This is a genomic window from Vibrio sp. 14G-20 (assembly GCF_026241515.1).
Taxonomy (GTDB): domain Bacteria; phylum Pseudomonadota; class Gammaproteobacteria; order Enterobacterales; family Vibrionaceae; genus Vibrio.
In genome coordinates this window covers 242,011-266,926 of record NZ_JAPHPW010000005.1, presented here as the reverse complement: position 1 = coordinate 266,926, position 24,916 = coordinate 242,011, and the positions used below count along the sequence as shown (strand labels likewise).

Genomic DNA, 24,916 nt, shown 5'->3' with positions numbered 1-24,916 from the left:
AACGATTATATTGGGAAAACTCTAAAACCGTGGCCAATTTTAGTTGACCACTACATTAACAGCAGTTCGCTTTTATCAAAGAGCCACTTTCCTTGCACATCAAAATGGTGTGTCTTGCCATCTATTTCGCAGCTGACTTCTTCTAATATCTCTCGGCCTTTACGCACGGTAAACAGCCATTGTGCTGCTGTCTCTTCACTCGAAACGAAGTCGGATAGGGTGCTAAACGGTGAGCCGTAGTTGTGAAAAAATGCGGAGTTAGCACTCACTATGCTTCCCGATTTATTAAATAGAAGGGAGAGGTTTGCACCATCAGAGCAAGCGAGATCGTGCTTTAAACTTCCTTCTTCAGCGACGACTTGTACCAGCATGCCAGTTCGACCGTCTGGCAGTGGGATTCCAGAAAACAGACACAATGCACGCTTCGAAATGTAGTTGGGAGTGAAGTTCCACCATGTCTTGATGCTTTCGTTGCGTAGAAATTGCCTTTGGTACTCTTCCAATGTCGCTTCGATTGCTTTTGACATCTCGACACTAAAGTCGCGAGATGTCAGCTCAAATAGAGATTCAGACTCCCACAGAGGAAGGGCGCTGCTGTTTGCCCAAGTTATTCTCTTATTATCAATGTCATATATCCAAATTGGACACTGGAGATGCTCGAAGGGTTGATAACTTGTCATCATATTGAACTCGGTGAACTGATATTTTGGTCGAACAGCGACCACCGAAATCGTGTGTTCGGTCGTCGCGTCTCAAATTGAATTCTGGCCTTTAAGCGCATTAAGAAGCTGTTTTGAAGAACCGTAATGATCTACAGAACAATAAAGTGCTTAAGCACAGCAAAGTGCCACAGAAGAAACAGCGTGTTAAAGGTTCAGTGAGCGGATGATTTTGGTCACTTTACCTTCAGGGGTACTTTCGATGACATAGCCTTTCTTATCATCAAAAATCTCTCCGTCGATGAAGTGCCAACCATTTGGTTTTTGGATGATCTCTTTAGGAAAGTTCTCATCAAACATAGAGTGGTTTGGATAGACAGTTTCGATAGCTTCAAATAATAGCTGTGCTTCATCTTGATTGGTCACCACGAAGTCTTCTTTCAGGCACATCGTCAATTCAGGTAGAGGTTGAGTGGTGAAGGGTTCTGTCATCGAGCCCAATACACCGTTATGTGCGTAAAAGCGGTATGAGCCAGAACTACTCTCGCTTCCGTCTGGTGACTTAATGTAAGGCGTTGCACTGTAGAACTCACAGTTGAAGACCATCTTTTGAATAATGCTGCTTTGTGGCGTGACCTGAATGTCTATCCAAGAACTGACTTGCGCTTGAATTTGGTTCACCATTTCTTGTTTATTGGTGTCTGCCATGACTGGTGTTGAAACTAAAGCGGTGGCGGTCAGTAACAGTGAAAGCGTTTTATTCATCTTAAAATGGGCCCTATGGAAGTGATTATTGCGTAATATTGAGTCTATTCATTAGTTGCATGAATATTACTTTAAGAAGGTACTGCTTAACAGGATCTACCTCACGATGAAAAATGGAAAGCTCTGAGTCTGGGTCTAGGTAATCGATTACCTTTACTTGTAAGTCTATTTTTTTAAATTTTTAATCTGGTAAAGTTTGGATTTTCAGTGCTATTAACTGTTATGTTATTGGTGTATGGGTAGTTGGTTTGATTGGGTTTTGTAAACACCTCAAATGTAAGTACGCGTAAGAAAATAAAGCAAATGTAAGCGGGTGGTAGGCGATGAAAACACAGCAAATAATGTGTACTGAAGGAGGTAACCTTGATAAACCAAGGCGCACTGGTTGTTGCTTCTCTATTTTGTAAACGTGTATGTACAAAAGTGATTACTATGTTTTGCGTACGGTAAATGTAGGGCTCTGATCGCAATATTGATGATCTATGACCAGTATATATACTGCCCTCGCTTTTAATAAATACTGGTGATATGAATGTCGAAAACCAAAGTGCTCATTGTTGAAGATGACCAAGAGATAGCTCGTTTAACGACGCTTTACCTCGAAGCCGAAGGTTACAATGTTAGCGTTGTTCATGAAGGAAACTTGGCACTTGAAGCGATCCGAAGTATTGAACCTGATTTAGTGCTGTTGGACTTGATGCTCCCAGGCATGAGCGGCGCGCAGATTTGCCGTCAAGCCCGTGAGTTTTACAATGGAATGATCTTAGTGCTCACGGCCTCTGCCGATGAAATGAGTGAGGTCAGCTTATTTAAGTTTGGCGCGGACGATTACGTTGCCAAGCCGATTCGTGGCCATGCCTTATTAGCACGAATTGAAGCGTTATTGCGTCGAGCCACTCCCGTAACAACTACCCAAGAAACCACGGCTGAAAAACAGTGCGATATTGTAATCAACAGCTCTGCTCAAAGTGCCACGCTCTATGGCCAAAACCTCAAGCTTACTTCTGCTGAATTTGAAATCTTAAACCTTCTCGTTAATAACATCTGTCAGGTCGTGACTCGAGACCAGTGCTGTCAGCTATTTAGAGGGATTGATTACGCGTTTAATGATCGCTCGATTGATATGCGCGTGTCTGGGTTACGCCGAAAGCTGCGCATTCACGCAAAAGACAAACAGTTGATTCGTACGGTTCGCAACAAGGGGTATATGCTGGTTGCGTAAGTCTATTGCTACGAAGCTTCGCTCGGTTTCGATGTTTGCTCGCTTATACCTTGGGATTGTGACTGGGATGTCGGCAACGATATTTTTGTTTTTGAACCTTGGTGAAGGGCACATGCGACGCACCGAGATCGAAACCTTCCTCAATGATGGCATCTACTTTGCGGAGCAGTATGTTCGTCAACACAATCAAGAAAACTCACTCTATAAAGAGCTCGATAGAACAGGCTACCAACAATTTTATATCTTCAATTTACGCCTGTTGGAGAATTGGTCGGGCGAGGCGCCTTGCCAACAATGTGAGTTATACACAACCTTAAACGGTGTGCCGATATATCTAAGTGATGACAACCTCTATTCGGCCGTGTTTCAGTTACCAAACTCTAAATTTAGTTTTGGGTTCAGTGAGGTAGGGGACTTTTTCTCTCCTGACATTGAGTGGTATGAAGATTCAGAACGACACTTTTTGTTAGGGCTGTTGTTGGCTGTGATCGTAGCGATTGGAGCAAGTGTTTACTTACCTGTGAGGCGTTTTCAAGAAAGAATAGAGTTGCTTGTCGAGAAGCAGAAGCAATTTGGTAAGGGCAAGCTCAGTACTCGATCTGACATGGACGACATCCATCCTGTTTCTGATTTGGCCAGCAGTTTTAACTTCATGGCTGAAGAGATCGAAAGCAAAGTAAAACAAAGTCATATTTTCGCTCAAGCTATCCCACACGAAGTGAGAACTCCGTTAAGTCGTATTCAACTGGCGACCGATATCCTAAGAAGGGGAGCGCCCGATAATCATCAGGTTCTTTTCGATGACATTGATACCTACATTGAGGATATCAACGAGCTCACGTCAGAAATCATCATGCTGTCGAAGTTGAACGTCATGGATAACTCTTTCTTTGAGCTCGTTAAAGTGACCTCCGATCTTCGTGAGTATTGCCTAGACCGAATTCGTTACTCGAAACTAGAGAATGTCACCTTTGAATCTAAGGTACAGCTAGAGTGCAAGATTAAATGTGACTGTTCAATGGCGCGTTTGGTGTTCGATAACGTTCTCAAGAATGCTGGTAATTACACACAAGACCAAGTGTGGATGACGTTAGATGAAAACTCAGAAAACTGGCTGGTAGTGATTGAAGACAATGGTTCTGGAATACCGGAGAATAAGCGTGATGAGGTATTTCTACCGTTCTCTCGATTAGATTCAAGCAGAACGTCGACCACCGGTGGATTGGGGTTAGGCCTCGCGATTGCTCTATCGGCGACTAAAAAGCTTTCTTGGGATATCAAAATCGACGACAGCAACTATGGTGGCGCCAAATTCAGTATCGTGATTCCAAAAATCGCATAAGCTATAGCTTTAAGAGCTGTTCAGGCTCGTCAAATAACAAAGCCACGGATTAATACCGTGGCTTTTTCATATTCCGATTCACAAGCGAGTGACTTCTTAGTTACTACTGCTTAGAGCTTAGAGCTTAGAGCTTAGAGCTTAGAGCGATGAAGGCCATAAATAGCGTGGTCAACGATGCGACCATTCAAATTCTCGTTACGCGTGATGATACCTTCTAACGTGAAATGTAAGCGCTCACAAACCTTACGGCTGCTTTGGTTACCGGTTGCGGCTGATATCTCTACCTTTTCCATATCTAACTCATTGAAAGCAATATCAATCAGTTTTTGAACCACGCGAGTGACGATGCCTTTGCCTTGTTGAGACTGTGACAACCAATAACCAATCGTTACCTTTTTGGTATTGTGGTCGATGGTATTGAAACTGCAGTTACCGACGATCTTTCCTTGATACACGATGGCACATGTCATGCTTTTCCCTTCAGCATAATCGTGTAATGAGCGTTGGATGAAAATCCTAAAATCTTGCTCTGTTTTACAGTGCGGTGGCCATGCTAACCACTGGCTAAGATACTCATTTTGGCTTTGTGAATAGTCAGCGTAATGGGTAGCGAAGCTTTCTTCGACCAATGCGATGGAGAGTTCTTCGTCTATAACAGTTTCGAACATACGTGTTTTTGTCCTCGGTTGGTTTGAAAATGTACGATTAACAGCAGGATATAATGTCGCATAATAAACAATATGCAACAACTTGTAGCACGAATATTACGTGATACGTTAGTTCTATCACGAAACTCATTAAACCTTACAATAGTTGTGTATATAATCATTAACTATGAATTAGTATTGGCAACCTAAATATATAAAAACTATAAAAATGCTAGGCTTAAATAATGAATCAACATTGCCAGAATGTAACCGTAGACCTTAGAAAGGCTCTATTTGGTATTGCGAAGGCGCTTGATAACGTCGGTTTTGAAAGCAAGAATCATGGACAGAGGGTGGGTTACATCGCGTATCGATGTGCTCTGAGTGTCGGGTGGGAAGAAGAGCAGGCGCAACTTGCGTTCTCATTGGGGTTAATTCACGACTGTGGCGTATCACAAATTGATGAGCAGCTCAGTCTGACTTCTGGGTTTGTTCCTGATGCGAGCTATCACCATTGTCAAAAGGGCTACCAAATCCTAAAAGAGTGTCCAGTTCTTTCTATATTCGCTAAGCCGGTGCTTTATCACCATACCCCTTGGGTTGATCTTAAAGCGATGCCGATCAGTGAGTTAGAAAAAGAGTTGGCTGCGATTGTCATGCTCGCGGATCGAGTGGACTACCTTTACGGCATCACTTCTTCAGATCGGTATGGAAACCTGACTCCGGATGGCAAAGCGAGCATTATTGAACGTTTGACTGAGCAAGCAGACGAGATGTTCGAAACCAATCTTGTGCAACACATGTGTGAGTTGGTCGATCTGGACGATTTTTGGTTTTCGATGGAGATCCCTTACATTGAAAACATGCGGGACAACTTTGAACCTGTGCCGTTCTTCTCTCAACAAATGTCGCTGGATGAAACCGTGGCTTTTGCCGAATTCATTGCCAATGTGGTTGATACCAAGAGTTCATTTACCTTTAAGCACTCTTTGAAGGTTGGGCAACTCTCAGAATATCTTGCCAAGCAGTTGGGTTATTCATACACAACTCAGCGTAAACTCTATTTAGCAGGGTTAGTTCATGACATCGGCAAACTGCAAACACCTAATGACATTCTTCATAAGCCGGATTTGCTGACCGAAGAGGAGTACTGTTGTATTAAGCGACATGCAACGGATACTCGATTTGCACTGCAAGAGTTGTTTAGTTCTCCTCAGGTATGCCAGTGGGCATCCAATCATCATGAAAGATTAGATGGTTCAGGTTATCCGATGGGCAAAACGGCAGAAGAGTTGGATCAACCGAGTCGGATCGTCGCAGTAGTTGATGTGTTCCAAGCATTATCTCAGTCACGTCCTTATCGTGGTGGTATGACGTTAAAACAGACGATGGCTATTTTGAGAGACCATGTTGAAAACTATAAGCTAGACCGAGAAGTGTTTGAATGTCTTGAAAAACATGCGCAGTACTGCTTTGAATTATCGACCGATAAAAGAATGTTCGCGTTTTAGTACGAACGAGTCTTTTGGGGGAGGGATGGCTTAACTTACTCCCAATGAGAAATGACTAAGCACCAGAAACAGAAAAGCGATAGCTGAGGCTATCGCTTTTTTAATGGGGGCTTTCAGGAGATAAACATCAGTAGGAACTAAAGGTTAAGACCTAAAAATTGAAGCTAGTATCGCTTTAAGATCTCGATGATCGCTTGCTCTGTTTCCGCTGCGATAATGGCATCAATGTCATCATCATTTTGGAACAACTCTGATAGCGCCATAATCGTATGGATGTGGCTATCTGAGTCCATCGCCGCCAGAGTAATTGAAAGATAAACGTCACCGTTGTCTTCCGACTCTAAATCAACACCCTTCTTGAATACTGTCACTTGCAGTGATGCTTCGTTCACACCATCTTCAGGACGAGCATGAGGCATAGCAATCTTTGGTGCTAGAACATAGTACGCGCCGATGTCCTTGTGCTTTTGCTTGATAGCTTCAACATAGCTTGCTTCAATTTTGTTGCTTGCTAGCAGTGTTGAACATGTCACATCAATCGCTGCATCAACCGTTAGGTTCTCTTCAGAGTTGATGATAACGCCTTGGTTACCAATTAAATCGAATAGGCTCATGAAACAATCCACCCTAGAATCAGACCAACTACACCGAAGTCGAAGTCAGCAAATGTTGTTGCTTCAAGACCAAGGCCACCTAGAACTGGAAGCAGTAGCATTGGTAGGAAAGAGATACATAGACCTTGCGTGAATGAACCTAGAACCGCACCACGTAGACCGCCAGTTGCGTTACCGTAAACGCCCGCTGCACCACCTACGAAGAAGTGAGGAACAACGCCCGCTACAATGATTGTCCAACCAAGTGCGCCTTGAACTGCCATTGCTAGTAGGCCAGCAGCGAAAGAACAAAGGAAACCGATAAGTACCGCGTTTGGCGCTACAGGGAATACCATTGGGCAGTCTAGAGCAGGTTTCGCACCCGGTACTAGCTTGTCAGAGATACCTTTAAATGCAGGAACAATTTCAGCTATCAGCATCTTCACACCTTGCAGTACGATGTACACACCGCCGGCAAACACAAGAGACTGCATGAAGGTGAACACTACCCAGTTTTGACCATTTGAAACGGTTTCAACAAAGTCACCGCCAGCAACAATAGAAGCAAACATGAAGAAGATTGCCATTGTTGTTGCTACTGCTACAGGTGTATCACGTAGGAACATTAAGCTCTTTGGTACGTTGATATCTTCTGTTGATTTAGACGTGTCACCGAACTTGCTACCAATGTAACCAGAAACCAAGTATGAGAATGTTGAGAAGTGACCCATCGCCAGTTGATCGGTACCCATCACTTTCTCTGTGTATTTTTGAGCAAGTGCAGGCATGATAACCATCAATGAACCCACAATGATCGAGCCAATCGCAACTAGAGCCGTGCCTTGAATGTTCGCTGTAGACAGGATTACTGCTACCAGCATAGACATGAACATTGTGTGGTGACCCGTTAAGAAAATATATTTTAAAGGTGTTAAACGAGCCAATAAAATATTCACAACGAATGCGAAGAACATAATAAGTGCCATTTCATAACCGAATGCTTCTTGTGCTAGTGCCACAATTGCTTCGTTATTTGGAATAACACCACTTACGCCGAATGCTTCAGTAAATACAACTGAGAAATTATTTAAAGCGCCAACAAGAGCACCTGCACCAAAACCTAAAATTAGGAAACCCATTACGGTTTTAATGGTGCCTTTAAGAATGGTAGAAATATCAGATTTCTGAGCAACTAGGCCAATGAAAGCAATTAAACCTACCATGATCGCTGGCTCTTTTAATAAGCCGAGCATGAACTCGAAAAAGTTTTGCATAATTTTGACCTTACATGAAAGTTTTTAGTTGTTCTTCGATTGATGCTTTGTCAAAAATATTTTTAAGGCTGATGATGTTCTCTTTACCAGCGTCTTTTAGTTGGTTTGCAACGTCTGTCGCTGCTACCCAAATGTCGGCATTGCTTGATGCTGCTGATGATAGATCTTCGTGATCAACTTCTGCTTCAAAACCAATTTTCTTAGCGACTTCTTTCACTGCCATTTCCATCATTAGAGAAGTACCAAGGCCGTTACCGCAAACTACAAGAATCTTTTTCATAATATTTGTCTCAATTGGATTTTAGGGGTTGAGAAACTTCGTTCTCTTATTGTGTGAGAGCATAGTAATGGAAATATTCAGATTTCAATAAGATCCCCATCACAAAGCTAGAATGAGATTGTGACGGAGATCTCGTTAATTTGCAGTAAAGATCCAGAGTGAGACTTTGATCAAATTTAACTTTTCACTTGAATATGCAACGTATTTTATTGAGAAAGGAAGGCTTAATTAATTCTGACGCTAGGGTATAAATATTTAGAGGCTTTATTGCAGATAATGAGTAATTAATCGTATCGACCGTAGTCAGTAAGCATTTTCTTAAGCATGCTATTAACGTCTTTGGTCTTTTTATTTCTTTTCGTTAACTGACTAAGCGAGGTCGGTTTTGGCGCGGCAACATTTTCATTGTCGACGTCTTCAGTTTTATCTTTCATTTTTTGTACTGCAGGCAATAGCATTCTAATTTCTTCATTATTAGCATTGGTCAGTACAACAATATTTTCAGATTCAACTTGAGTAATGGTTAATATTCCGTGTTTAACAGACTCAACCTTTTCACCAATCATAATTGACTCAGGTGCAACCGAACGATCGGTTAGTTGACCTGTACGTAATTTCGCCGCACTGATAGCGCGGATATTTCCGGTGTTTTCAAACGCGACAATAACAGTGTAGGTATTATAATATTCAACTACTTTCACATAGCCGTGTCTATTTGTTTTGAATCTAGCTCCATTGTTCATGTCGTGCGGAGCTTCCATTTTCTTCACGTGTTTCCTCTCTTAGTCTCAATGGCTGTTATATCTAATCAGCTCTATTAGTATTTTGTAGATATTATTTGGTGAGATACCTACAAAGTATATACGCATCTAAAGTTAAGATGAATCTTGAAGTCGCGGGAAATGAGGCAGAGCACAGAAAACAGCTAATAATCACACAGAATTAACCGAGAGGTTACGCTCATACGCTTAAGGACTTAACATTCCAAATTCAACCTTATACAGATTGTTTACAGTTTTTGAAGCACGAAAACGACGACAAACAATACGTTTTGTTTAATCCTTGACCGCGCGATCGTTTGCGTTAAAAAATGTGATGAAAGTCTCACTTAACTGTTTATACTTCTCTTCCGGTTTTAAGCCGGTGCTTAGCCAATACAAGCCGTCACATGGATATGTGAATGACCCCACGGACCGGACCAGCTACGTTCCACTGCTTGTATAAGGTGATTTTTTACATGAACAACTCGTTGTTACAGTCGCTAACTCTGTTAGCTCCTTCATCGCGTAGCGTTTTGCTTGCGGTTCTTTGTCCTGTTCCTTTGATGTCATTTGCTTGGCTCATGTTCACTCTATAAGGATTACTAGGACACATTATGAATATTCTATTTGGTTTTGTCGGTGTTATTGCACTGATTGCTTGCGCGTACCTGCTATCTGAAAGTCGTTCTTCGATTAACTGGAAAACGGTCTCTCGTGCTCTCTTACTTCAGATTGGCTTTGCTGCTCTAGTATTGTATTTCCCATGGGGACAGTTGGCGTTAACAAGCCTAAGTAATGGCGTTTCTAGCCTACTTGGTTTTGCAGACGCTGGTATTGCTTTCCTTTTCGGTGACCTTGCTACTGAAGGCTTCATTTTCGCGGTTCGCGTACTTCCAATCATTATCTTCTTCAGTGCTTTGATCTCTGCGCTTTATTACTTAGGTATCATGCAGAAAGTGATTCAAATCTTGGGCGGAGCGGTGCAAAAACTGCTGGGTACAAGTAAAGCTGAATCTCTTGTTGCGACAGGTAATATCTTTCTTTCTCAGGGTGAGTCTCCTCTTCTTATTCGTCCTTTTTTAAAGTCTATGACTCGTTCTGAACTGTTTGCTGTAATGGCAGGAGGTATGGCGTCGGTAGCAGGTAGTGTGCTTGGTGGTTATGCTGGTTTAGGTGTTGAACTTAAATACCTTATTGCCGCAAGCTTCATGGCAGCTCCAGGTAGCCTGTTAATGGCGAAGATCATCGTTCCTGAGCGCAGCACACCAAGTGACTACGACCATATCGAACTAGATAAAGCTGACCAAAGCAACGTGATCGATGCATTGGCAAGCGGCGCGATGAACGGTATGAAAGTCGCAGTAGCGGTAGGTACTATGTTGATTGCATTCGTGAGTGTGATTGCAATGGTGAATACGGGACTAGAAAGCTTAGGTGAGACGTTCGGTTTTGCGGGTATTACTCTGCAAGCTATCTTCGGTTACCTGTTCTCACCACTAGCGTGGCTGATTGGTATTCCAAGTGATGAAGTATTAATGGCGGGTTCTTACATCGGTCAGAAGATCGTAATGAACGAGTTTGTTGCTTTCATCGACTTCGTAGAGAACAAAGCGCTGCTATCTGAACACAGCCAAGTGATTGTGACATTTGCCCTATGTGGCTTTGCTAACATCGGCTCTATCGCGATTCAACTGGGTTCTATCGGTGTGATGGCGCCAGAGCGTCGTGCTGAAGTCGCTAACCTAGGTTTGAAAGCGGTAGCTGCTGGTACGCTAGCAAACCTAATGAGTGCATGTTTAGCGGGTATCTTCATCCTGCTTTAAGCTAGATTTAGACAGAACAGCTAGATTCAGTAAAAGCGGGCACCTGACTTACGGAGTTTACGTAAGAAGGGTGTCCGCTTTTTTGTGCCTGCTCGTTAGGTTGATTCAGATTCAAATCAACACTTTCATTGCTCTGTTGTGTGCTTGGCTCACTCGGAAGAGTAATAGAGCAAGCCTGTTTTATCCGATATACTTGAATATCATTAGGTTGCGATTAATAGCATTCTGCTTCGATTAAGAAAATCCGGTTTCTATTAAGAACACTCGGCTTCGATTAAGAATACGGCAACCAAGCTCAAATTTATCAAGGGTCTCTCCATGAACATGCGCGTTCTCATCGGTCTTATTGCTACCTTCATTGGCTTGTTTGCGATGGTTTATCTTATTGCTGGTGGTACTCAGTTTCCTATCTCTCAGTGGCCGCAAGAGGCTTATCTCGGTTTAGTCTTTAGCGTTGTATGGGGCACTGGCGTAGCGGCATCGGTGGCTTACTTCTTCTCGGCACTGGTGTTTGTGACTATCGCGGTAGTTTGTTATGCGATTGGTTATAAGATCGGTGGGCTCTTCTCAAGCAAGTCAGAAGCGTAAATCAGAAGTTTAAACGTATGCTCTATGCATTTTCTTTAGGGTTAACGTTCGCCTTAACCCTCTCTTAACCCCCAGCTCGTTATCTTGTCTCCATTCTTACAGGAGACAAGAAGATGAAATTGAATCTTCCTTTAAAACATTCCGTTATCGCGCTCGCTCTAATTGGTTTGATCGGTTGTACTTCAACCAGTCAGGCTGATTACGTATCGCTAGCCGAACAAAATACTAATCAGACGCAGCAAAGCTTGCTCTCGGAGCTGATCCAGAAAGCTTCTGATGAACAAGCTTTGGATCAAAAGGCTTCTAATGGCCAAGATCTGGAAACTGAGAACCTGCAACTCACCGATCTCGTGAATGCACCAGAACTCGATCTCTATATCGAGCGTGCACTGCAGAACAGTCCAAGCCTCCAACAAAGCATCACAGCACTCAAAATAGCCTATGCACAGCAAGGTGTAACGTCTGGCGACCGCTTGCCAACCGTAGATGCGAGCTTTTCTGGTAAAGCTGCCGAAGGTACTAACGGCTCAAGCACCACTGAAACCTATACCACAGATGTGACGGTTGGTTGGGAGCTCGATCTATGGCAGAAGCTTGCAGACACAAACAACGCCGCTTTAAAAGACATAGCGACGTCTCAGGCTAACCTTCAGGGCGCTCAAGACCTTTTGGTCGCGAGTGTGATGAGAGGTTGGCTTGATATCAGCTTGAAGCAGCAGCTTGTTGATATTGAAACGCAGCGCTTGGTGATTCTAGAAAATAACGAAGAGCTGGTTTTAGAACGTTACCGTGCTGGGCTAGGTAGCCTTGAAGACCTGGATAACGCCAAAACCAGCAGCGCATCGACTCAGTCAACCTTAGCCGATTACCGCGAGCAACTTGCACAAAGTCGCCGTGAGCTGGTTCTGTTAACAGGGCAATGGAGTGGCGACTCTGATCTAGCTTCAATACCTGAGCTCGGTTCATTCCCAACCATCATTAACCCGCTAGACAACATGCCGACGCAAGATCTGGCAGGGCGTCCGGATCTTCAAGCGGCTTTCTTCAACATCGAAGCAGAAGCATTGCGTGCAGATGCAGCATACAAAGCGATGCTGCCTTCGATCAGCTTATCAGCGAGCCTAACTGACATGGCGGAATCTCCAAGCGAAGCCTTGTTGACTGGGCCTTTGTGGAGTGCGCTTGGTCAAGTGTCAGCACCACTGTTTCAAGGTGGCAAGCTGAAAGCACAGGCGGAGATTGCAGATTTAACCACGGAAACCAGCTACTGGGCTTACCAAGAAACACTGCTGAGTGCGGTAAATGAAGTGGAGAATGCGATGGGTCAAGAGTCGTCATTAACGCTTCAACAGCAACATCTAACGAACGCTTTAGTGAGCGCACAACGCAGCTTCACTAGCTATGAAGAGAAATACCGTCAGGGTTTGGTCGACATTTTTGATTTACTTACTGTTCAGCAACAAACCTATGACCTTGAATCGCAGCTAACACAAACCATTTATAACCGTCTCGTAAACCGAATTGATTTAGGCCTAGCTCTGGGCTTGGGAGTATCTTCATGAAACTGAATACCATCACAATTGCCATCACTCTAGTGGCTGGTTCAAGCATCTTTGCAGCCCTTGCTTACAACGGTTCCCAAGTGGCTCCTGTTCCTGAAAAGGCCAATGAACTAGTGGTTTCAGAGCCTCAAGCTGTGTCTGTTGATACTGAAACGACGACTTTGGCTGCTTCACAGCAGCAACAAGTGTCTGTAGTACTCGCAACATTGGGTGACTACCAAGCAGAAGTCGTGGGATACGGAGAAGCGAAGTCGCGTTACGAGTTGATGTTTTCAACTGAAGTTGGCGGCCGAGTAGAAACGATCAGTTCGCAGTTTGAAACAGGGCAAGTGATTGGCCAAGGTGAGGTGATCGCCAATATCGATTCGACCAGTTACCAACAAGCGGTAACCCAAGCAAAGGCGAATGTGGCTCAAGCTCAACTGGATTTATTGGAAGAGCAAAGACAAGGCGAACAAGCGAAGTCCGAATGGCAACGTTCTGGTTTGTCTGGCGAACCTGATTCACCTTTGGTATTGCGTGAGCCACAATTGGCACAAGTAACAGCAGCTCTAGAGAACGCCAAGCTTGAATTGGTGAAGGCTGAGCAAGACCTCGAAAAAACAACCTTGGTTGCCCCTTTTGATTCGTTGGTCGTGAGTCGTGACGTTCAACCGGGAAGCTACGCACAAACGGGCGCGCAGATCGCTACGTTATACAGCATCGACGAGGTTGAAGTTTCTGTGCCACTGTCTGAAAGCCAATGGTTGAGTGTGCCAAGCAGCGATAACTCGCAATTGAAACAACAGCCGTGGCCTGTGACTCTGTCGAGTTCTGATGGTCAATTCCAATGGCAAGGTTATGTCGAGCGAGTAGAGCAGCACTTACAACAAGACACGCGTCAGCGCTCATTGATCGTGAAAGTTGATAACCCTTTGGAGCAAGAGAAAGATCTTTATCCAGGCACATTCGTGCAAGCGACGATCTCGGGTAAGCAGTTAACCCAATTGTGGGAGCTTCCGGCTTCAGCACTTTCTCAGCAAGGCGACCTGTGGTTTGTGGATGATAGTGGTCAACTTTCGAAATCAAACGCGAATGTTGAATTTGAAAAGGGTGGTTTGATTTACATCGATCCTACCAAATTGAACTTGGAAATTGGTGACGGTGTTCAAGTGGTTAAGCGTCCGTTAAGCAGCTTTAAAGCAGGCATGGTCGTTTTGGCTAAGGCGGAGGGTTAATCATGTCTCATGAGTTGAAACCTAATAACCAAGTGCACAGTAACCGGACGTCGGATAAACCGCATACTGGCGTAATCGCGTGGTTTGTTAACAACTCTGTGGCAGCGAACTTATTGCTCGTTGGCGTGATCATTATTGGCGTATTATCGCTCAACACGTTACGTAAAGAGGCTTTCCCAAGCCTTGAACCTGATGTTGTCACTGTTTCAGTCACTTATGACAGTGGTGACCCTGTTCAGGCTGAAGAAGGCCTCGCGATTAAGATCGAAGATGCGCTAGAAACCGTGCCGGGTATTAAGCGTATTACGTCGACTTCTGACGCGAACGGTAGCCATGTTTCGATTGAGAAAACGAGTACCTATGATCTTGATACCCTGTTAACCGACGTGAAAACCAAGGTAGATGCTATCAATAACCTGCCTGCAGGCGCTGATAATCCAGTAATTGATAAGGCTCGCATGCAAGACCACGCCTTATGGGTACAGCTTTATGGGGATGCAGACAGAGCAACGTTGCAGAGTTTAGCGGACCAACTTAAGTCGGACTTGTTGAGCCAATCGGCGATTCGTGACTTAGAGATTAAGGCCAAAGCTGATCCTATGATCTCGGTCGAGGTTGATGAAAATAAGCTGCAAGCTTACGGCTTAACTCTGACTGACGTTTCTGAAGCGATCAATGCGGAATCTTCTGCTGCTATTTCGACCAGCCTTCGCAATGGTGAAAAAACGGTTCGTTTGAAGGTATCTGAACAGGCGTACGAACTGCAAGATTTCAACGCAATTCCGGTGATGACGACTACTGATGGCACTCAAATTACATTGGGTGATATTGCTAACGTTGAAGACATGTTTGCCGACGACACCTTCATGCTTTCTCGTTATAACCAACAGAATGCGATGGCGATTCAAATCGTGATGGATGAATACGGAGACGTCGTCAGCATCGTTGAACAGGCTCAACAAGTGGTAGATCGCTGGGAAAACAGCAACATGCTGCCTAGCGATGTCGAAATCGAAACTTGGTACGACAAAAGTACCATGATCAAAGATCGCTTGAGCCTATTGGTGAAGAATGCGTTAACGGGTATTGCTCTGGTATTCATCGTGTTAGCGGTATTCCTAAACGTGCGTGTCGCTTTCTGGGTAGCAGCGGGCTTACCGTTCGTATTCTTTGGCACCATGTTCTTCATGACCGACACCTTTATGGGGTTAACCATCAATGAAATGACCACCTTCGGTTTCATCATGGCGCTTGGAATAGTCGTCGATGATGCGGTGGTCGTCGGGGAAAGCATTTACTCCACGCGTAAGGAAGAAGGGGACTCGATAGGCAGTACGGTTCGAGGCACCATGAAAGTGGCATCACCGACCATATTTGGTGTGTTAACGACGGTTGTTGCCTTCTTAGCACTCGCTAATGTTGAAGGCAAAATGGGGCAAATTTACGCTCAATTCGGTACGGTCGTGACTATCTGTTTGTTGCTGTCTTTGGTTGAGTCTAAGTTCATTCTGCCATCGCACCTCGCACACATTAATACCAAGCGTAGTGACAAGAAGGGGCTGTGGGCTCGTGTTCAACATGCTGCCGATACAGGATTAGGTTGGTTCAATAAGCGCATCTACTGCCCTGTGATCGAATGGGCGCTGAAACTGCGTTATGCCGTGGTGATGGTTTTCTTGTCGCTACTAATCTTAGTAGCTGGATTACCAATGACAGGCGCGGTTCGTGTGGCTTTCTTCCCTGATATGCCGGGCGACACAGTGACTGCTGATATGTCGATGCAAAACGATGCGAGCTTTGGTCAAACACAACAAAACTTGTTGGTGCTTGAAGCCGCGGCAGCAAAAACGGATGAAACTCTGAGAGCGCACTACGGTGCTCAAGGTGAACCATCTGAACTGCTTAGCCTTCAAGTTATCGCTGATGCCGATGATTCGGGGCAGGTAAGAATTGAGCTCGACAGCAACAGTGTTTACACATCCAATGAATTTGCAGATCTGTGGGAAGAAAGCGTTGGCCAAATGGAGGGCGTTAAGAAGCTTAAAGTCTTGTCTAAAATGGAGATGGTCGACAACTTCAAAGTTGAACTGAAAGCGTGGAATGAAGAATCAGTAACGGCTGCGGGCAATGAGTTCTTAGCTAAACTGCAAACCATTGATGGTGTGAGTGGCATTGACCACAACTTGGACCTTGGTGAACCTCAGTATCGCTTTGAATTAACACAGCAAGGCCGAGCATTAGGGTTTGATACGGCAAGCCTTTCACAACAAGTGTTACAAGCGTTTGGTGGCGACATTGTTCAGCAGTTCCAACGCGGTAAAGATGAGGTGAAAGTTCGAGTTCGATACCCAGAGTCCGATCGTCAAACCATTGCTGATATTAAGCAATCAAGCGTGAGAACCAACGACGGTACCGTGGTGCCTTTGAGTACGGTTGCTGAAGTACATTCAGATTACCAAGTATCAGAGATCACACGCATTGATAGCCAACGTGCTGTATACATCAGTGCAGTATTAGATAAAGACGTGGTTGCACCTGCAGAGCTTGTTCGTCAGCTACAAGATACATTAGTACCAGTTCTAGAAGCGCAGTACCCGGGATTAACGGTCGATTTTGCAGGCGAAACGGAAGAGCAAGAAGAGACGGCTAGCTCGATGATGAGTATGTTTGTGCTCGCTATGATTGCTATTTACACGCTGCTTGCTATCCCGCTGAAGTCCTACATTCAGCCAGTGATCATCATGACGGCGATTCCATTTGGTATTGTTGGCGCAATCCTAGGACACTGGTGGAATGACTTAACAATCAGTATCCTATCGTTAAACGGTATTCTAGCGTTGAGCGGCGTGGTGGTGAATGACAGCTTGTTGTTGGTTTCTCGTTTTAACGAGTTAATAAAGGAGAAAGGTAAGTCGGTTCACGATGCAATTGTTGAAGCGTGTTCTGGTCGACTGAGAGCTGTATTACTTACATCGGTCACAACGTTCGCAGGTTTGACGCCACTGTTAAGTGAAACGTCTTTGCAGGCTCAATTCCTAATTCCTGCGGCAGCGGCATTAGGCTACGGTATTTTGTTTGCGACGTTTATTACACTGATTCTGACACCAGCATTGTTAATGATTCAGTGTGAGATTAAGTCGCTGATTCTTAAAGTCACAAATCGAGTCAAAGGCGTTGAACAAACGGCTTAATAATGGCTAAGCTAATGATATCTAGGCTGATGATTGCCGAGTGAGGCTCAGTAACTTCGGTCTAGATTCATTACAGAAGCGCACCTTACCAGCCACAATACAACTAACAATAGAGGTCGTCATGATGGCAGAATCCGTCACTAATAAACTCACAGATAAGCTTCAACTGCTTTTGGTTGAAGACGACCTCGATTTGGCGACGGCTGTCATCGATTACCTCGATTTAGAAGACATTCAGTGTGATCACGCAGCGAATGGTCTAGCTGGTCTCAACCTTATCGAAACCAACCGCTATGATGCGGTGATACTCGATCTTAACTTGCCCAAAATGAATGGCTTGCAGGTGTGTGAGAACTTGCGAGCACAGGGCATTGATACACCGGTATTGATGTTGACGGCGCGTGACACGCTCGATGACAAGTTGACGGGTTTTTCAAAGGGTGCGGATGATTACTTGATCAAACCATTTGCGATGGAAGAGCTGATTGTCCGAGCGCAAGTATTGGCAAAGCGACGCAGTGGTCAGGTTAGCCGCTTATCGGTGAGTGATTTGGAGATTGACCTTAAACAACATCAAGCTTATCGCGCGAATTCACCTCTCAAGCTTTCGCCAACCGCACTCAAAATCTTAGAAGTGTTGATGCGTTCTAGCCCTAACCCTGTTTCACGAGAGACGATCATGCAGGGCGTGTGGGGTGACGATCAACCCGACAGCAATAGCTTAAAAGTGCATATCTTCAACCTGCGTAAACAAGTCGATGCTGAACAAGACAATAAGCTGCTGCATACCATTGCGGGCAAAGGCTTTGCGATTAAGGAGTTACGACAAGAATGAAGATCAGACCAAGTTTAAGGATCTACGTTTTATTGGCGATTCTGGTTACAGGTGTCACGACGATTCTGGTTCTGTCTGCGTTGAGCGTAAACTATTTTGTCTCGGGTATGGATATCGCGATGCGTGGTTCTATGATTGCTCAAGCTCAGCAAGATGCTGTGAAACCGGGCAAACCGATGAACAACCAAGAATTTACTGTAGCGACGCAATGGAGTGACTTGCCACAAAGCATCCAGAGCAACCTTAAGCAGAATGAACTCCAATTCGACCTCATCACAAAAATGATAATCGGTAAATCCATATTCTCACCGCCAGAGGAAGGGTACTTCGCCATGAAGGTGATGAAAGGGGATGAGGTTCGTTATGTTTCAGCGGTGTTTAGTCAAAAACACGATCCCTTCAAAAATGAAGAAGGGCTTCCGCATTTTGTGACGATCTTTTTGACTGCATTAGGCGCGATTGCGCTGTTTGTTGTCATTCTAATTTTGGTATTACGTAAGGTCGCATCGCCTGTTGAACGACTCAAAAATTGGGCTAAGTCGTTAGATAAAGATAACCTGAATGAACCCACTCCCGATTTTCATTTCAGTGAGCTGAACACTTTGGCTAACATCATTCGTGATAGCTTAAGTTCGGTTCAAAGCAGCTTAGAACGAGAACAGAAGTTCTTGGGTTACGCGAGCCATGAGTTACGCACACCTATCGCTGTGACAAGAACCAATAGTGAACTGCTAGAGAAGTTGATTCAAAAAGGCAAGAGCCCTGAAAAGCAGCTTGAAGTGATAGACCGAATCAAGCGTGCGGGATTCACTATGACAGACCTAACAGAAACCTTGTTGTGGCTCACTCGGCAAGAAGACAAAGACCTGCCTCTGGAAAACATACATCTTGGCGACATGCTGCAACAGATAAACCACGACTTAACCTATCTATTGAATGGAAAGTCTGTGACCGTGAATCTTGAAAGCGATGACACACAGTGGCAGTTGCCAATGGGACTCACCCGAATCGTATTAACCAACCTGATTCGTAATGCCTTCCAACACACAGGAAGCGGCACTGTCGATATCGTTCAAGTCGGTTCAAAAGTTACCATCGTCAATCACAATACCGACGGCACGGTAGAAGACAATAATCTCGGCTTTGGTTTAGGGCTAGAGCTCACCGAGAAGCTGCTCGCGCAATATCAATGGCAATACCATAACCAAGAGTTGGCTGGTGGCCGTGAAGTGTGGGTGGATTTCTCGTAATGCACTGGCGTGATCGTTTTAAGGTGTATTGGTATCACCGAAAGCAGACAAACCGCTCGAACGGCGATAAAGCGAAGTCTTTAGGTTGGACTAACGAAGAGAGTCAATTATGTCGCTTTGAAGTGATTGCTCGCTCGGCCGACTTTGAGAAAAAAAGTGTTTTGGATTTAGGGTGTGGTTACGGGGAGTTGTTTGAACTGCTCGACAGCATCTATCGAATTCAATCTTATACGGGCGTTGATCAACACGCGGACTTCCTAAAAAAGGCCAAGCAAAATTACACTGAAGCTCGTTGCCAGTTTTTATCGGGTGACATGAGTAAGATGAGCCTCGAAGCGCACGACGTGGTTATCGCAAGTGGCTCACTGAACTATATCTCTCGTGATTCTGATTATCTGACAAACATGATTACTCGCATGTATGAATTGGCGAATCAGACGGTGATTTTTAATCTTCTCAACTCCAGCCAATATCCTTCACGTAATACCTTGATGAGTTATCACCCTCAGGGCGTACATCGTTTCTGTAAAACGCTTTGTGAGGATGTTTCTTTAATAGAAGGTTACGCAGAAGGGGATTTTACTATAGTGATGAACAAAGTCGTATCCAGAGCCAGAATTTAGTGATAATGGTATGGAAAGAATTAAAAAAGCCGCAAGCCTCGAAAGAATGCGGTTTTTGGGTTCCAAAATCAATCTAGGTATTGCTGCTTATTCAAAGCGCGCTATTTACTCTAAAGTTATTGTGTATTTCGCGGTTGGTTTTTAACGAGCCCGTAAGGGATGTTAGTAAACACTTTAGGGTTCCCTTCATAAGTTGGCGCTTCATTCACTTGCTGCCAATCGAGTAGCATGATTGCTAACACGTTGCGGTGTTCACCGTACTCAAGATCAAAATCGCCAGTAATTGAAGGGATCATGCCTTGTGTTTCATCGATTGAATCTTGTATCGCGAATCGAGTTTTCTCTACAACTGGATCATCTTCTAAACCTGCCAATAAGAAGGTTAATCCAACCTCAGCAATCACATCTTCTTTCGCACGTAGCAGAATCGTATCGATGTTTTCTCTGAAGTAATCGTAGATCCATTGATGATCTTGTTCGCTGACTTGATGCTGATAGTATTCTGAATCGCCAAAGATGACGTGTGTCATACCATAGATTTTATTACCGTATTGCTGGCTTGAAAGCTTCTTATCATCATCGTCTGGGTACGCTTTTTTGAAGGTATCGACAAACTCATCAACCACATCCTGCTCACCCAGCTGGCGCAACCAGTAAACCTGATTAGCTAATTGAGCAGCCCACGCTTTCACCATGTCTTCATTGGTCACGTATCGTGAGAAGTCATAGCGACGAATGATTTCGCGCAGCTTGGCATCGTTCTTGTGCTCTAAACCGTATTCATTAGCACGAGCCATAGAGCCTAGAAGGTCAACACCAAGATAAAGGTATTCAGGCATGTGCTTGGTGATGTTGTAGCGTCGAACACTGCGCTCATCGTTATCACCAATATAAGATGCAACTCGCTTCTCTGAGTAGAGTACGATTTGTTCCATGGTTTGAACGTCATTCGACAGGGTACTGAGCTTGCTTGCCACTCGAGCCATGTCACTCCACACCGCAGCCGAATATTTATCGTCTAATGTTTGGCGATACATGCGCAGCCCGTAGTGACCTTCTTTGAATGCAGGAAGAGTGTAAAGCTGGCTTTCGTAGGTGGTGCGAATGAGATCAGCAGATTGCTTGAAAGATTGTTCTTGAGAATTGAGCGAATCTGCTTGGAATTGAACGTTCACCGCGGTTGTCGCTTGAACGTTTTCTTGTGCGTGGACGGCAACGGAAGCTGATAGCAATGTACACAGTGTGATAGTTTTTAACTTCATGTCGTGAGGTACCAAGCTGATTATTAGTCTATGTAAAATAACATTGATGAATCATTTAATGTAAGCGTTGAGTCAATACAATGTAAGCTTTATAAGGTTCACTAACCCTTTTTGATTAAACCATTCGTTTAGTAAAGAAGTTTGAAGTGATGGATCACTCAATATTTGATAGATAGTCGCCGTTAGTATGGATTTTTAATGACTTAGCGGCATACTGGAGCAATAAGCCAGAAATGAGCCGTTATAAGGCAGTATATAGAACAATAGTGTTAGAGGTTCGTAAATGCCAAGTGGTTCTAGCAAGCAGTGGTCTGCCAGAGTAGTATCTTTTCTTTTTTTCCTTGCGATAGTAAGCGCAATTGAGTTCTTTCATGCTAAGCAATTAACTTTTCTTAAAAACGAATCGTATTCAGAGGCAAAAAAGCAACTATCCATTATTCGTTCTCGGATTGAAGCCGCGATCGTGTCAGATATGTATATCCTCAATAACTTCTCGACTTTAGTGACCATGAATCCCGATGGTGAGGTGAAAAATTGGGATAAGATTGCTGAGAATATCATTCAAGATGGCTTCCATATTCGACTTATCGGACTTGCCAAAGATGACATTCTGAATTTTGTTTACCCTCTGGAAGGTAATAAGCAGATTCTCGGTATTAATTATCGTGATCACCCAAACCAATGGGAGTCTGTTGAGATAGCCCGTGCTCTTGGTAACACCTTTATCGCTGGTCCCTTTGAGCTGTTTCAAGGTGGGCAAGCCCTCATTACGCGAACTCCGATCTTTCGAGATCCGCCTTTTAATAAAGATTACTGGGGTGTATCCAGTGCCGTTATCGGTTTAGATGAGCTGTTTCAAGATGTCGGAATAGGCAAGATTGAGAATAAATATGAGCTCGCTATTCGCGGTGCAAACAGTTCAGGTAAAGATGGTGCTGTCTTTTATGGCGCTCAGGATGTGTTCGATAAAGCGTTTGCCACTGAACAGGTGAGTTTCCCACACGGTGGTTGGTATCTTGCACTCGCAGGTAACGAACATGTATTGATGGATGAGCCTTGGTATCGAATCCAAGCGGTAAGACTGGTGGGCTACTCCATAATGTTGGTGCTGGCGTTTGCCTTCTTTACTATTTATCGCCTGTACCGAATTGCAGATAGCCGCTCTATGCATGATGAGCTAACGATGCTACCGAATCGTCGATACTTCATTTATAGCCTTAAGCAGGCATTCAAGGTCACTCAAAAGCAGAGATCAAGAACCTTTGCGGTTGCAAATATCGACCTCGATGGGTTTAAAGCAATCAACGACACTTATGGTCATGCAGCTGGTGATCAGGTACTGATCGAGTGTGCTAACCGCATTAGAAGTGAGCTGCGTGTTTCAGATATCGTCGCAAGGATTGGCGGTGATGAGTTCTTAGTCTTATTGCCACGCATTATCGATGATCAACACGTATCGTCGATCGTGACTAAACTACGAAAGGCGATATGCTCGGCACCGGTTGTATACGAGGCGCACTCAATTTATCTCAGAATCAGTGTTGGTTGGGTTATTCACAATAACAACTACAATGATGTTGATGCGCTCTTAAAAGCGGCTGATGAAAAATGTACGAACAGAAGCGACAAGTTATTTAGGTTGAATTTGAGCTGCGATTAGAATTTAGTTGCTGAATGTGGGGAAAAGCCTCAGAATACCGCGCTTTGCTTCGTATCAATCTAATTGACAAGCAAAAGCTGCAGCAATACGTCTTCATGGGGTGTTGCTCATACTAAATGTTATTCAACTGAGAAAATAATCTATGAGTTTTACCTCCCTGGGCCTTTCTGAACCGATCCTTAAAGCTATTGAAGCACAAGGTTACGATAAGCCATCACCAATACAAGAGAAAGCCGTGCCAGCTGTCCTAACGGGCAAAGATGTTATGGCCGCTGCTCAAACAGGTACAGGTAAAACTGCAGGCTTCACGCTACCTATTCTTGAAATGTTATCGAAAGGTCCTCGTGTACGTCAGAACCAAGTTCGTGCACTAGTGTTAACGCCAACTCGTGAGCTTGCGGCGCAAGTGAATGGCAGCGTAGTGAAGTACGGTATTAACTTACCGCTGACTTCGACGGTAGTGTTTGGTGGTGTGAAGATTAACCCTCAGATGCAAAAACTGCGTAAAGGTAGTGACGTGTTGGTGGCAACACCTGGTCGTCTACTTGACCTATACAACCAAAATGCAGTGCGTTTTGACCAACTAGAGATCCTAGTGTTAGATGAAGCCGACCGTATGCTAGACATGGGTTTCATTCGCGACATCCGTAAGATCTTGGCTTTCTTGCCTAAGAAACGTCAGAACCTACTGTTCTCAGCAACGTTCTCTGATGATATTCGTGGCTTGGCTAAAGGCTTAGTAAACAACCCAGTTGAAATCTCGGTAAGCCCTGCAAACTCAACGGCACCAACTGTTGAACAAAGCATTTATCCAGTAGATAAAAAGAAAAAAGCACCAATGCTCGCTAAGCTGATCAAAGATAACGATTGGCGACAAGTGTTGGTGTTCAGCAAAACGAAACACGGTGCGAACAAGCTTTCTCACTTCCTTGACGAGCAGGGCATCTCAGCGGCACCTATTCATGGTAACAAGAGCCAAGGCGCACGTACTAAAGCCCTAGAGAACTTTAAAACAGGTAAGGTTCGAGTACTTGTTGCAACTGATATCGCTGCTCGTGGTATCGATATTCCGCAACTGCCTCAAGTAGTGAATTTCGACCTTCCAAACGTATCAGAAGATTACGTTCACCGTATTGGTCGTACTGGCCGTGCTGGTGAAGTGGGTAAAGCAATTTCATTGGTTTGTGCTGACGAAGTGGGTGAACTGTTTGGTATCGAGCGTCTTATTCAGCAAGTGCTTGAGCGCCGTGAACTTGAAGGTTTTGCACCTGTAAACAAACTGCCTGAATCTCGTTTGGATTCGCGTCCGATTAAGCCTAAGAAGCCGAAAAAGACACGTGAACATTCTGATGGTCAACGTTCTGGTGAGAATGCTCGCGGGCACAAACCGACAGGTAAGAACAAGCGTCATGTAGCTGGCAATGGTTCGGCTCCAAAGCGTAAGCCAACGTCTGGAAAGAAGCCGGCTGAAAACAACTCAGCCGCGACAGCTGAAGATAAATCAGTAAGAAACAACGGCAGCAACTTTAAGCGCGGTAGTGCGAGCAATAAACCTGCTGCAAATAACGCGGGTGCTCAGAACACGTTGAGCAAACCAAGTGGTGCGGGTAAATCTAACGGTGCTGGTAAGCCAAACAACGCGGGTAAACCTGCAGGCAAGCCTAAGAAGTCTGGTTACGGCGGTAGCTACGGGCCAAGCAAGTCGTCAAATAAGCCGACAGGCAACAAGCCTTCACCGTCGAGAAGCCGCTCTAAGCCAACTCCTCAGAAGTAGGGTCTATTAGATAGATCATAAGAGGTTGAATAACGAGAATGCTTCACAGGTGAGCTCTCGTTAATTAGTGACTTTCT

The 24,916-nt window shown here is 44.4% G+C and carries 19 protein-coding genes and 2 pseudogenes; 13 read left to right on the top strand and 8 right to left on the bottom strand.

The genetic code is table 11. The annotated features are described in order from the left end of the window. Nucleotides 1–56: 56 nt before the first annotated feature. Both OQJ75_RS06870 and OQJ75_RS06865 read right to left on the bottom strand, forming a co-directional pair. Nucleotides 57–683 (bottom strand): annotated as a pseudogene (locus OQJ75_RS06870) (PAS domain-containing protein); the annotation flags it as partial. A 183-nt stretch (nucleotides 684–866) separates the two neighbouring features. Then, nucleotides 867–1,424 carry a hypothetical protein gene (locus tag OQJ75_RS06865; RefSeq protein ID WP_265971648.1) on the bottom strand — a complete coding sequence of 186 codons (558 nt, stop codon included), beginning with the start codon at nucleotides 1,422–1,424 and terminating at the stop codon, nucleotides 867–869. Nucleotides 1,425–1,956: 532 nt separating this feature from the next. On the opposite strand from OQJ75_RS06865, the gene OQJ75_RS06860 reads away from it, so the two are divergent. Then, nucleotides 1,957–2,646: a response regulator transcription factor gene (locus tag OQJ75_RS06860; protein ID WP_048608971.1), complete on the top strand. Its 690-nt coding sequence runs from the start codon at nucleotides 1,957–1,959 to the stop codon at nucleotides 2,644–2,646. Further along, nucleotides 2,639–3,988 carry a sensor histidine kinase gene (locus OQJ75_RS06855; RefSeq protein ID WP_265971651.1) on the top strand — a complete coding sequence of 450 codons (1,350 nt, stop codon included), beginning with the start codon at nucleotides 2,639–2,641 and terminating at the stop codon, nucleotides 3,986–3,988. The genes OQJ75_RS06860 and OQJ75_RS06855 overlap by 8 nt, the downstream gene beginning before the upstream one ends. 131 nt (nucleotides 3,989–4,119) lie before the next feature. Here OQJ75_RS06855 and OQJ75_RS06850 read toward each other — a convergent pair whose 3' ends face one another. Beyond that, entirely contained in the window at nucleotides 4,120–4,656 is a 537-nt protein-coding gene (locus OQJ75_RS06850; protein ID WP_265971652.1) for a GNAT family N-acetyltransferase, read from the bottom strand. A 224-nt stretch (nucleotides 4,657–4,880) separates the two neighbouring features. On the opposite strand from OQJ75_RS06850, the gene OQJ75_RS06845 reads away from it, so the two are divergent. Beyond that, nucleotides 4,881–6,146, top strand: coding sequence for an HD-GYP domain-containing protein (locus OQJ75_RS06845; protein WP_265971654.1), 1,266 nt, complete (start codon nucleotides 4,881–4,883; stop codon nucleotides 6,144–6,146). A gap of 164 nt (nucleotides 6,147–6,310) precedes the next feature. Here OQJ75_RS06845 and OQJ75_RS06840 read toward each other — a convergent pair whose 3' ends face one another. From OQJ75_RS06840 to OQJ75_RS06825, 4 genes are all read right to left on the bottom strand, one after another. Further along, nucleotides 6,311–6,760 (bottom strand): PTS sugar transporter subunit IIA, encoded by a 450-nt coding sequence (locus OQJ75_RS06840; protein WP_017070990.1) that lies wholly within the window; start codon nucleotides 6,758–6,760, stop codon nucleotides 6,311–6,313. Beyond that, nucleotides 6,757–8,013, bottom strand: coding sequence for a PTS ascorbate transporter subunit IIC (locus OQJ75_RS06835; RefSeq protein ID WP_265971656.1), 1,257 nt, complete (start codon nucleotides 8,011–8,013; stop codon nucleotides 6,757–6,759). The genes OQJ75_RS06840 and OQJ75_RS06835 overlap by 4 nt, the downstream gene beginning before the upstream one ends. A gap of 10 nt (nucleotides 8,014–8,023) precedes the next feature. Next, nucleotides 8,024–8,293 carry a PTS sugar transporter subunit IIB gene (locus tag OQJ75_RS06830; RefSeq protein ID WP_017064872.1) on the bottom strand — a complete coding sequence of 90 codons (270 nt, stop codon included), beginning with the start codon at nucleotides 8,291–8,293 and terminating at the stop codon, nucleotides 8,024–8,026. 284 nt (nucleotides 8,294–8,577) lie between these two features. After that, complete coding sequence (locus OQJ75_RS06825; RefSeq protein ID WP_265972002.1) at nucleotides 8,578–9,054, bottom strand: hypothetical protein; 477 nt, start codon at nucleotides 9,052–9,054, stop codon at nucleotides 8,578–8,580. Between the two features lie 614 nt (nucleotides 9,055–9,668). On the opposite strand from OQJ75_RS06825, the gene OQJ75_RS06820 reads away from it, so the two are divergent. The 8 genes from OQJ75_RS06820 (at nucleotide 9,669) to OQJ75_RS06785 (ending at nucleotide 20,143) form a co-directional block, all read left to right on the top strand. Then, entirely contained in the window at nucleotides 9,669–10,877 is a 1,209-nt protein-coding gene (locus OQJ75_RS06820) for a NupC/NupG family nucleoside CNT transporter (RefSeq protein WP_146492737.1), read from the top strand. Nucleotides 10,878–11,195: 318 nt separating this feature from the next. After that, the gene (locus tag OQJ75_RS06815; protein ID WP_265971659.1) at nucleotides 11,196–11,465 is read left to right on the top strand and encodes a hypothetical protein; all 270 of its coding nucleotides are present in this window, start codon (nucleotides 11,196–11,198) and stop codon (nucleotides 11,463–11,465) included. 113 nt (nucleotides 11,466–11,578) lie between these two features. Next, nucleotides 11,579–13,027: a TolC family protein gene (locus OQJ75_RS06810; RefSeq protein ID WP_265971660.1), complete on the top strand. Its 1,449-nt coding sequence runs from the start codon at nucleotides 11,579–11,581 to the stop codon at nucleotides 13,025–13,027. Further along, the gene (locus tag OQJ75_RS06805) at nucleotides 13,024–14,244 is read left to right on the top strand and encodes an efflux RND transporter periplasmic adaptor subunit (RefSeq protein WP_265971661.1); all 1,221 of its coding nucleotides are present in this window, start codon (nucleotides 13,024–13,026) and stop codon (nucleotides 14,242–14,244) included. Before OQJ75_RS06810 ends, OQJ75_RS06805 begins: the two co-directional genes overlap by 4 nt. A gap of 2 nt (nucleotides 14,245–14,246) precedes the next feature. Then, nucleotides 14,247–17,435 carry an efflux RND transporter permease subunit gene (locus OQJ75_RS06800; RefSeq protein ID WP_265971662.1) on the top strand — a complete coding sequence of 1,063 codons (3,189 nt, stop codon included), beginning with the start codon at nucleotides 14,247–14,249 and terminating at the stop codon, nucleotides 17,433–17,435. 124 nt (nucleotides 17,436–17,559) lie between these two features. Then, entirely contained in the window at nucleotides 17,560–18,270 is a 711-nt protein-coding gene (locus OQJ75_RS06795; RefSeq protein ID WP_029221969.1) for a response regulator transcription factor, read from the top strand. Beyond that, nucleotides 18,267–19,520, top strand: a complete 1,254-nt coding sequence (locus OQJ75_RS06790) for a sensor histidine kinase (protein ID WP_265971663.1) — start codon at nucleotides 18,267–18,269, stop codon at nucleotides 19,518–19,520. The genes OQJ75_RS06795 and OQJ75_RS06790 overlap by 4 nt, the downstream gene beginning before the upstream one ends. Further along, nucleotides 19,520–20,143, top strand: coding sequence for a class I SAM-dependent methyltransferase (locus OQJ75_RS06785; RefSeq protein WP_265971665.1), 624 nt, complete (start codon nucleotides 19,520–19,522; stop codon nucleotides 20,141–20,143). The genes OQJ75_RS06790 and OQJ75_RS06785 overlap by 1 nt, the downstream gene beginning before the upstream one ends. 116 nt (nucleotides 20,144–20,259) lie before the next feature. Here the strand turns inward: OQJ75_RS06785 and OQJ75_RS06780 are convergent, their stop codons facing one another. Then, nucleotides 20,260–21,405 carry a DUF3541 domain-containing protein gene (locus OQJ75_RS06780; protein WP_265971668.1) on the bottom strand — a complete coding sequence of 382 codons (1,146 nt, stop codon included), beginning with the start codon at nucleotides 21,403–21,405 and terminating at the stop codon, nucleotides 20,260–20,262. 283 nt (nucleotides 21,406–21,688) lie between these two features. Here OQJ75_RS06780 and OQJ75_RS06775 point away from each other — a divergent pair. Beyond that, a pseudogene (locus OQJ75_RS06775) lies at nucleotides 21,689–23,043 on the top strand (diguanylate cyclase). 164 nt (nucleotides 23,044–23,207) lie between these two features. Then, a complete protein-coding gene (locus tag OQJ75_RS06770) occupies nucleotides 23,208–24,839 on the top strand; it encodes a DEAD/DEAH box helicase (protein WP_265971670.1) in 1,632 nt (543 codons plus the stop codon). The last annotated feature ends 77 nt before the right edge of the window (nucleotides 24,840–24,916 follow it).

What these genes read in the sequence shown, in the direction of transcription:
- OQJ75_RS06815 (WP_265971659.1), top strand. Translation starts at nt 11,196, where the DNA reads ATGAACATGCGCGTTCTCATCGGTCTTATTGCTACCTTCATTGGCTTG.
- OQJ75_RS06860 (WP_048608971.1), top strand. Translation starts at nt 1,957, where the DNA reads ATGTCGAAAACCAAAGTGCTCATTGTTGAAGATGACCAAGAGATAGCT.
- OQJ75_RS06790 (WP_265971663.1), top strand. Translation starts at nt 18,267, where the DNA reads ATGAAGATCAGACCAAGTTTAAGGATCTACGTTTTATTGGCGATTCTG.
- OQJ75_RS06865 (WP_265971648.1), bottom strand. Translation starts at nt 1,424, where the DNA reads ATGAATAAAACGCTTTCACTGTTACTGACCGCCACCGCTTTAGTTTCA.
- OQJ75_RS06845 (WP_265971654.1), top strand. Translation starts at nt 4,881, where the DNA reads ATGAATCAACATTGCCAGAATGTAACCGTAGACCTTAGAAAGGCTCTA.
- OQJ75_RS06805 (WP_265971661.1), top strand. Translation starts at nt 13,024, where the DNA reads ATGAAACTGAATACCATCACAATTGCCATCACTCTAGTGGCTGGTTCA.
- OQJ75_RS06795 (WP_029221969.1), top strand. Translation starts at nt 17,560, where the DNA reads ATGGCAGAATCCGTCACTAATAAACTCACAGATAAGCTTCAACTGCTT.
- OQJ75_RS06810 (WP_265971660.1), top strand. Translation starts at nt 11,579, where the DNA reads ATGAAATTGAATCTTCCTTTAAAACATTCCGTTATCGCGCTCGCTCTA.
- OQJ75_RS06800 (WP_265971662.1), top strand. Translation starts at nt 14,247, where the DNA reads ATGTCTCATGAGTTGAAACCTAATAACCAAGTGCACAGTAACCGGACG.
- OQJ75_RS06820 (WP_146492737.1), top strand. Translation starts at nt 9,669, where the DNA reads ATGAATATTCTATTTGGTTTTGTCGGTGTTATTGCACTGATTGCTTGC.
- OQJ75_RS06830 (WP_017064872.1), bottom strand. Translation starts at nt 8,293, where the DNA reads ATGAAAAAGATTCTTGTAGTTTGCGGTAACGGCCTTGGTACTTCTCTA.
- OQJ75_RS06840 (WP_017070990.1), bottom strand. Translation starts at nt 6,760, where the DNA reads ATGAGCCTATTCGATTTAATTGGTAACCAAGGCGTTATCATCAACTCT.
- OQJ75_RS06825 (WP_265972002.1), bottom strand. Translation starts at nt 9,054, where the DNA reads ATGGAAGCTCCGCACGACATGAACAATGGAGCTAGATTCAAAACAAAT.
- OQJ75_RS06785 (WP_265971665.1), top strand. Translation starts at nt 19,520, where the DNA reads ATGCACTGGCGTGATCGTTTTAAGGTGTATTGGTATCACCGAAAGCAG.
- OQJ75_RS06835 (WP_265971656.1), bottom strand. Translation starts at nt 8,013, where the DNA reads ATGCAAAACTTTTTCGAGTTCATGCTCGGCTTATTAAAAGAGCCAGCG.
- OQJ75_RS06770 (WP_265971670.1), top strand. Translation starts at nt 23,208, where the DNA reads ATGAGTTTTACCTCCCTGGGCCTTTCTGAACCGATCCTTAAAGCTATT.
- OQJ75_RS06780 (WP_265971668.1), bottom strand. Translation starts at nt 21,405, where the DNA reads ATGAAGTTAAAAACTATCACACTGTGTACATTGCTATCAGCTTCCGTT.
- OQJ75_RS06850 (WP_265971652.1), bottom strand. Translation starts at nt 4,656, where the DNA reads ATGTTCGAAACTGTTATAGACGAAGAACTCTCCATCGCATTGGTCGAA.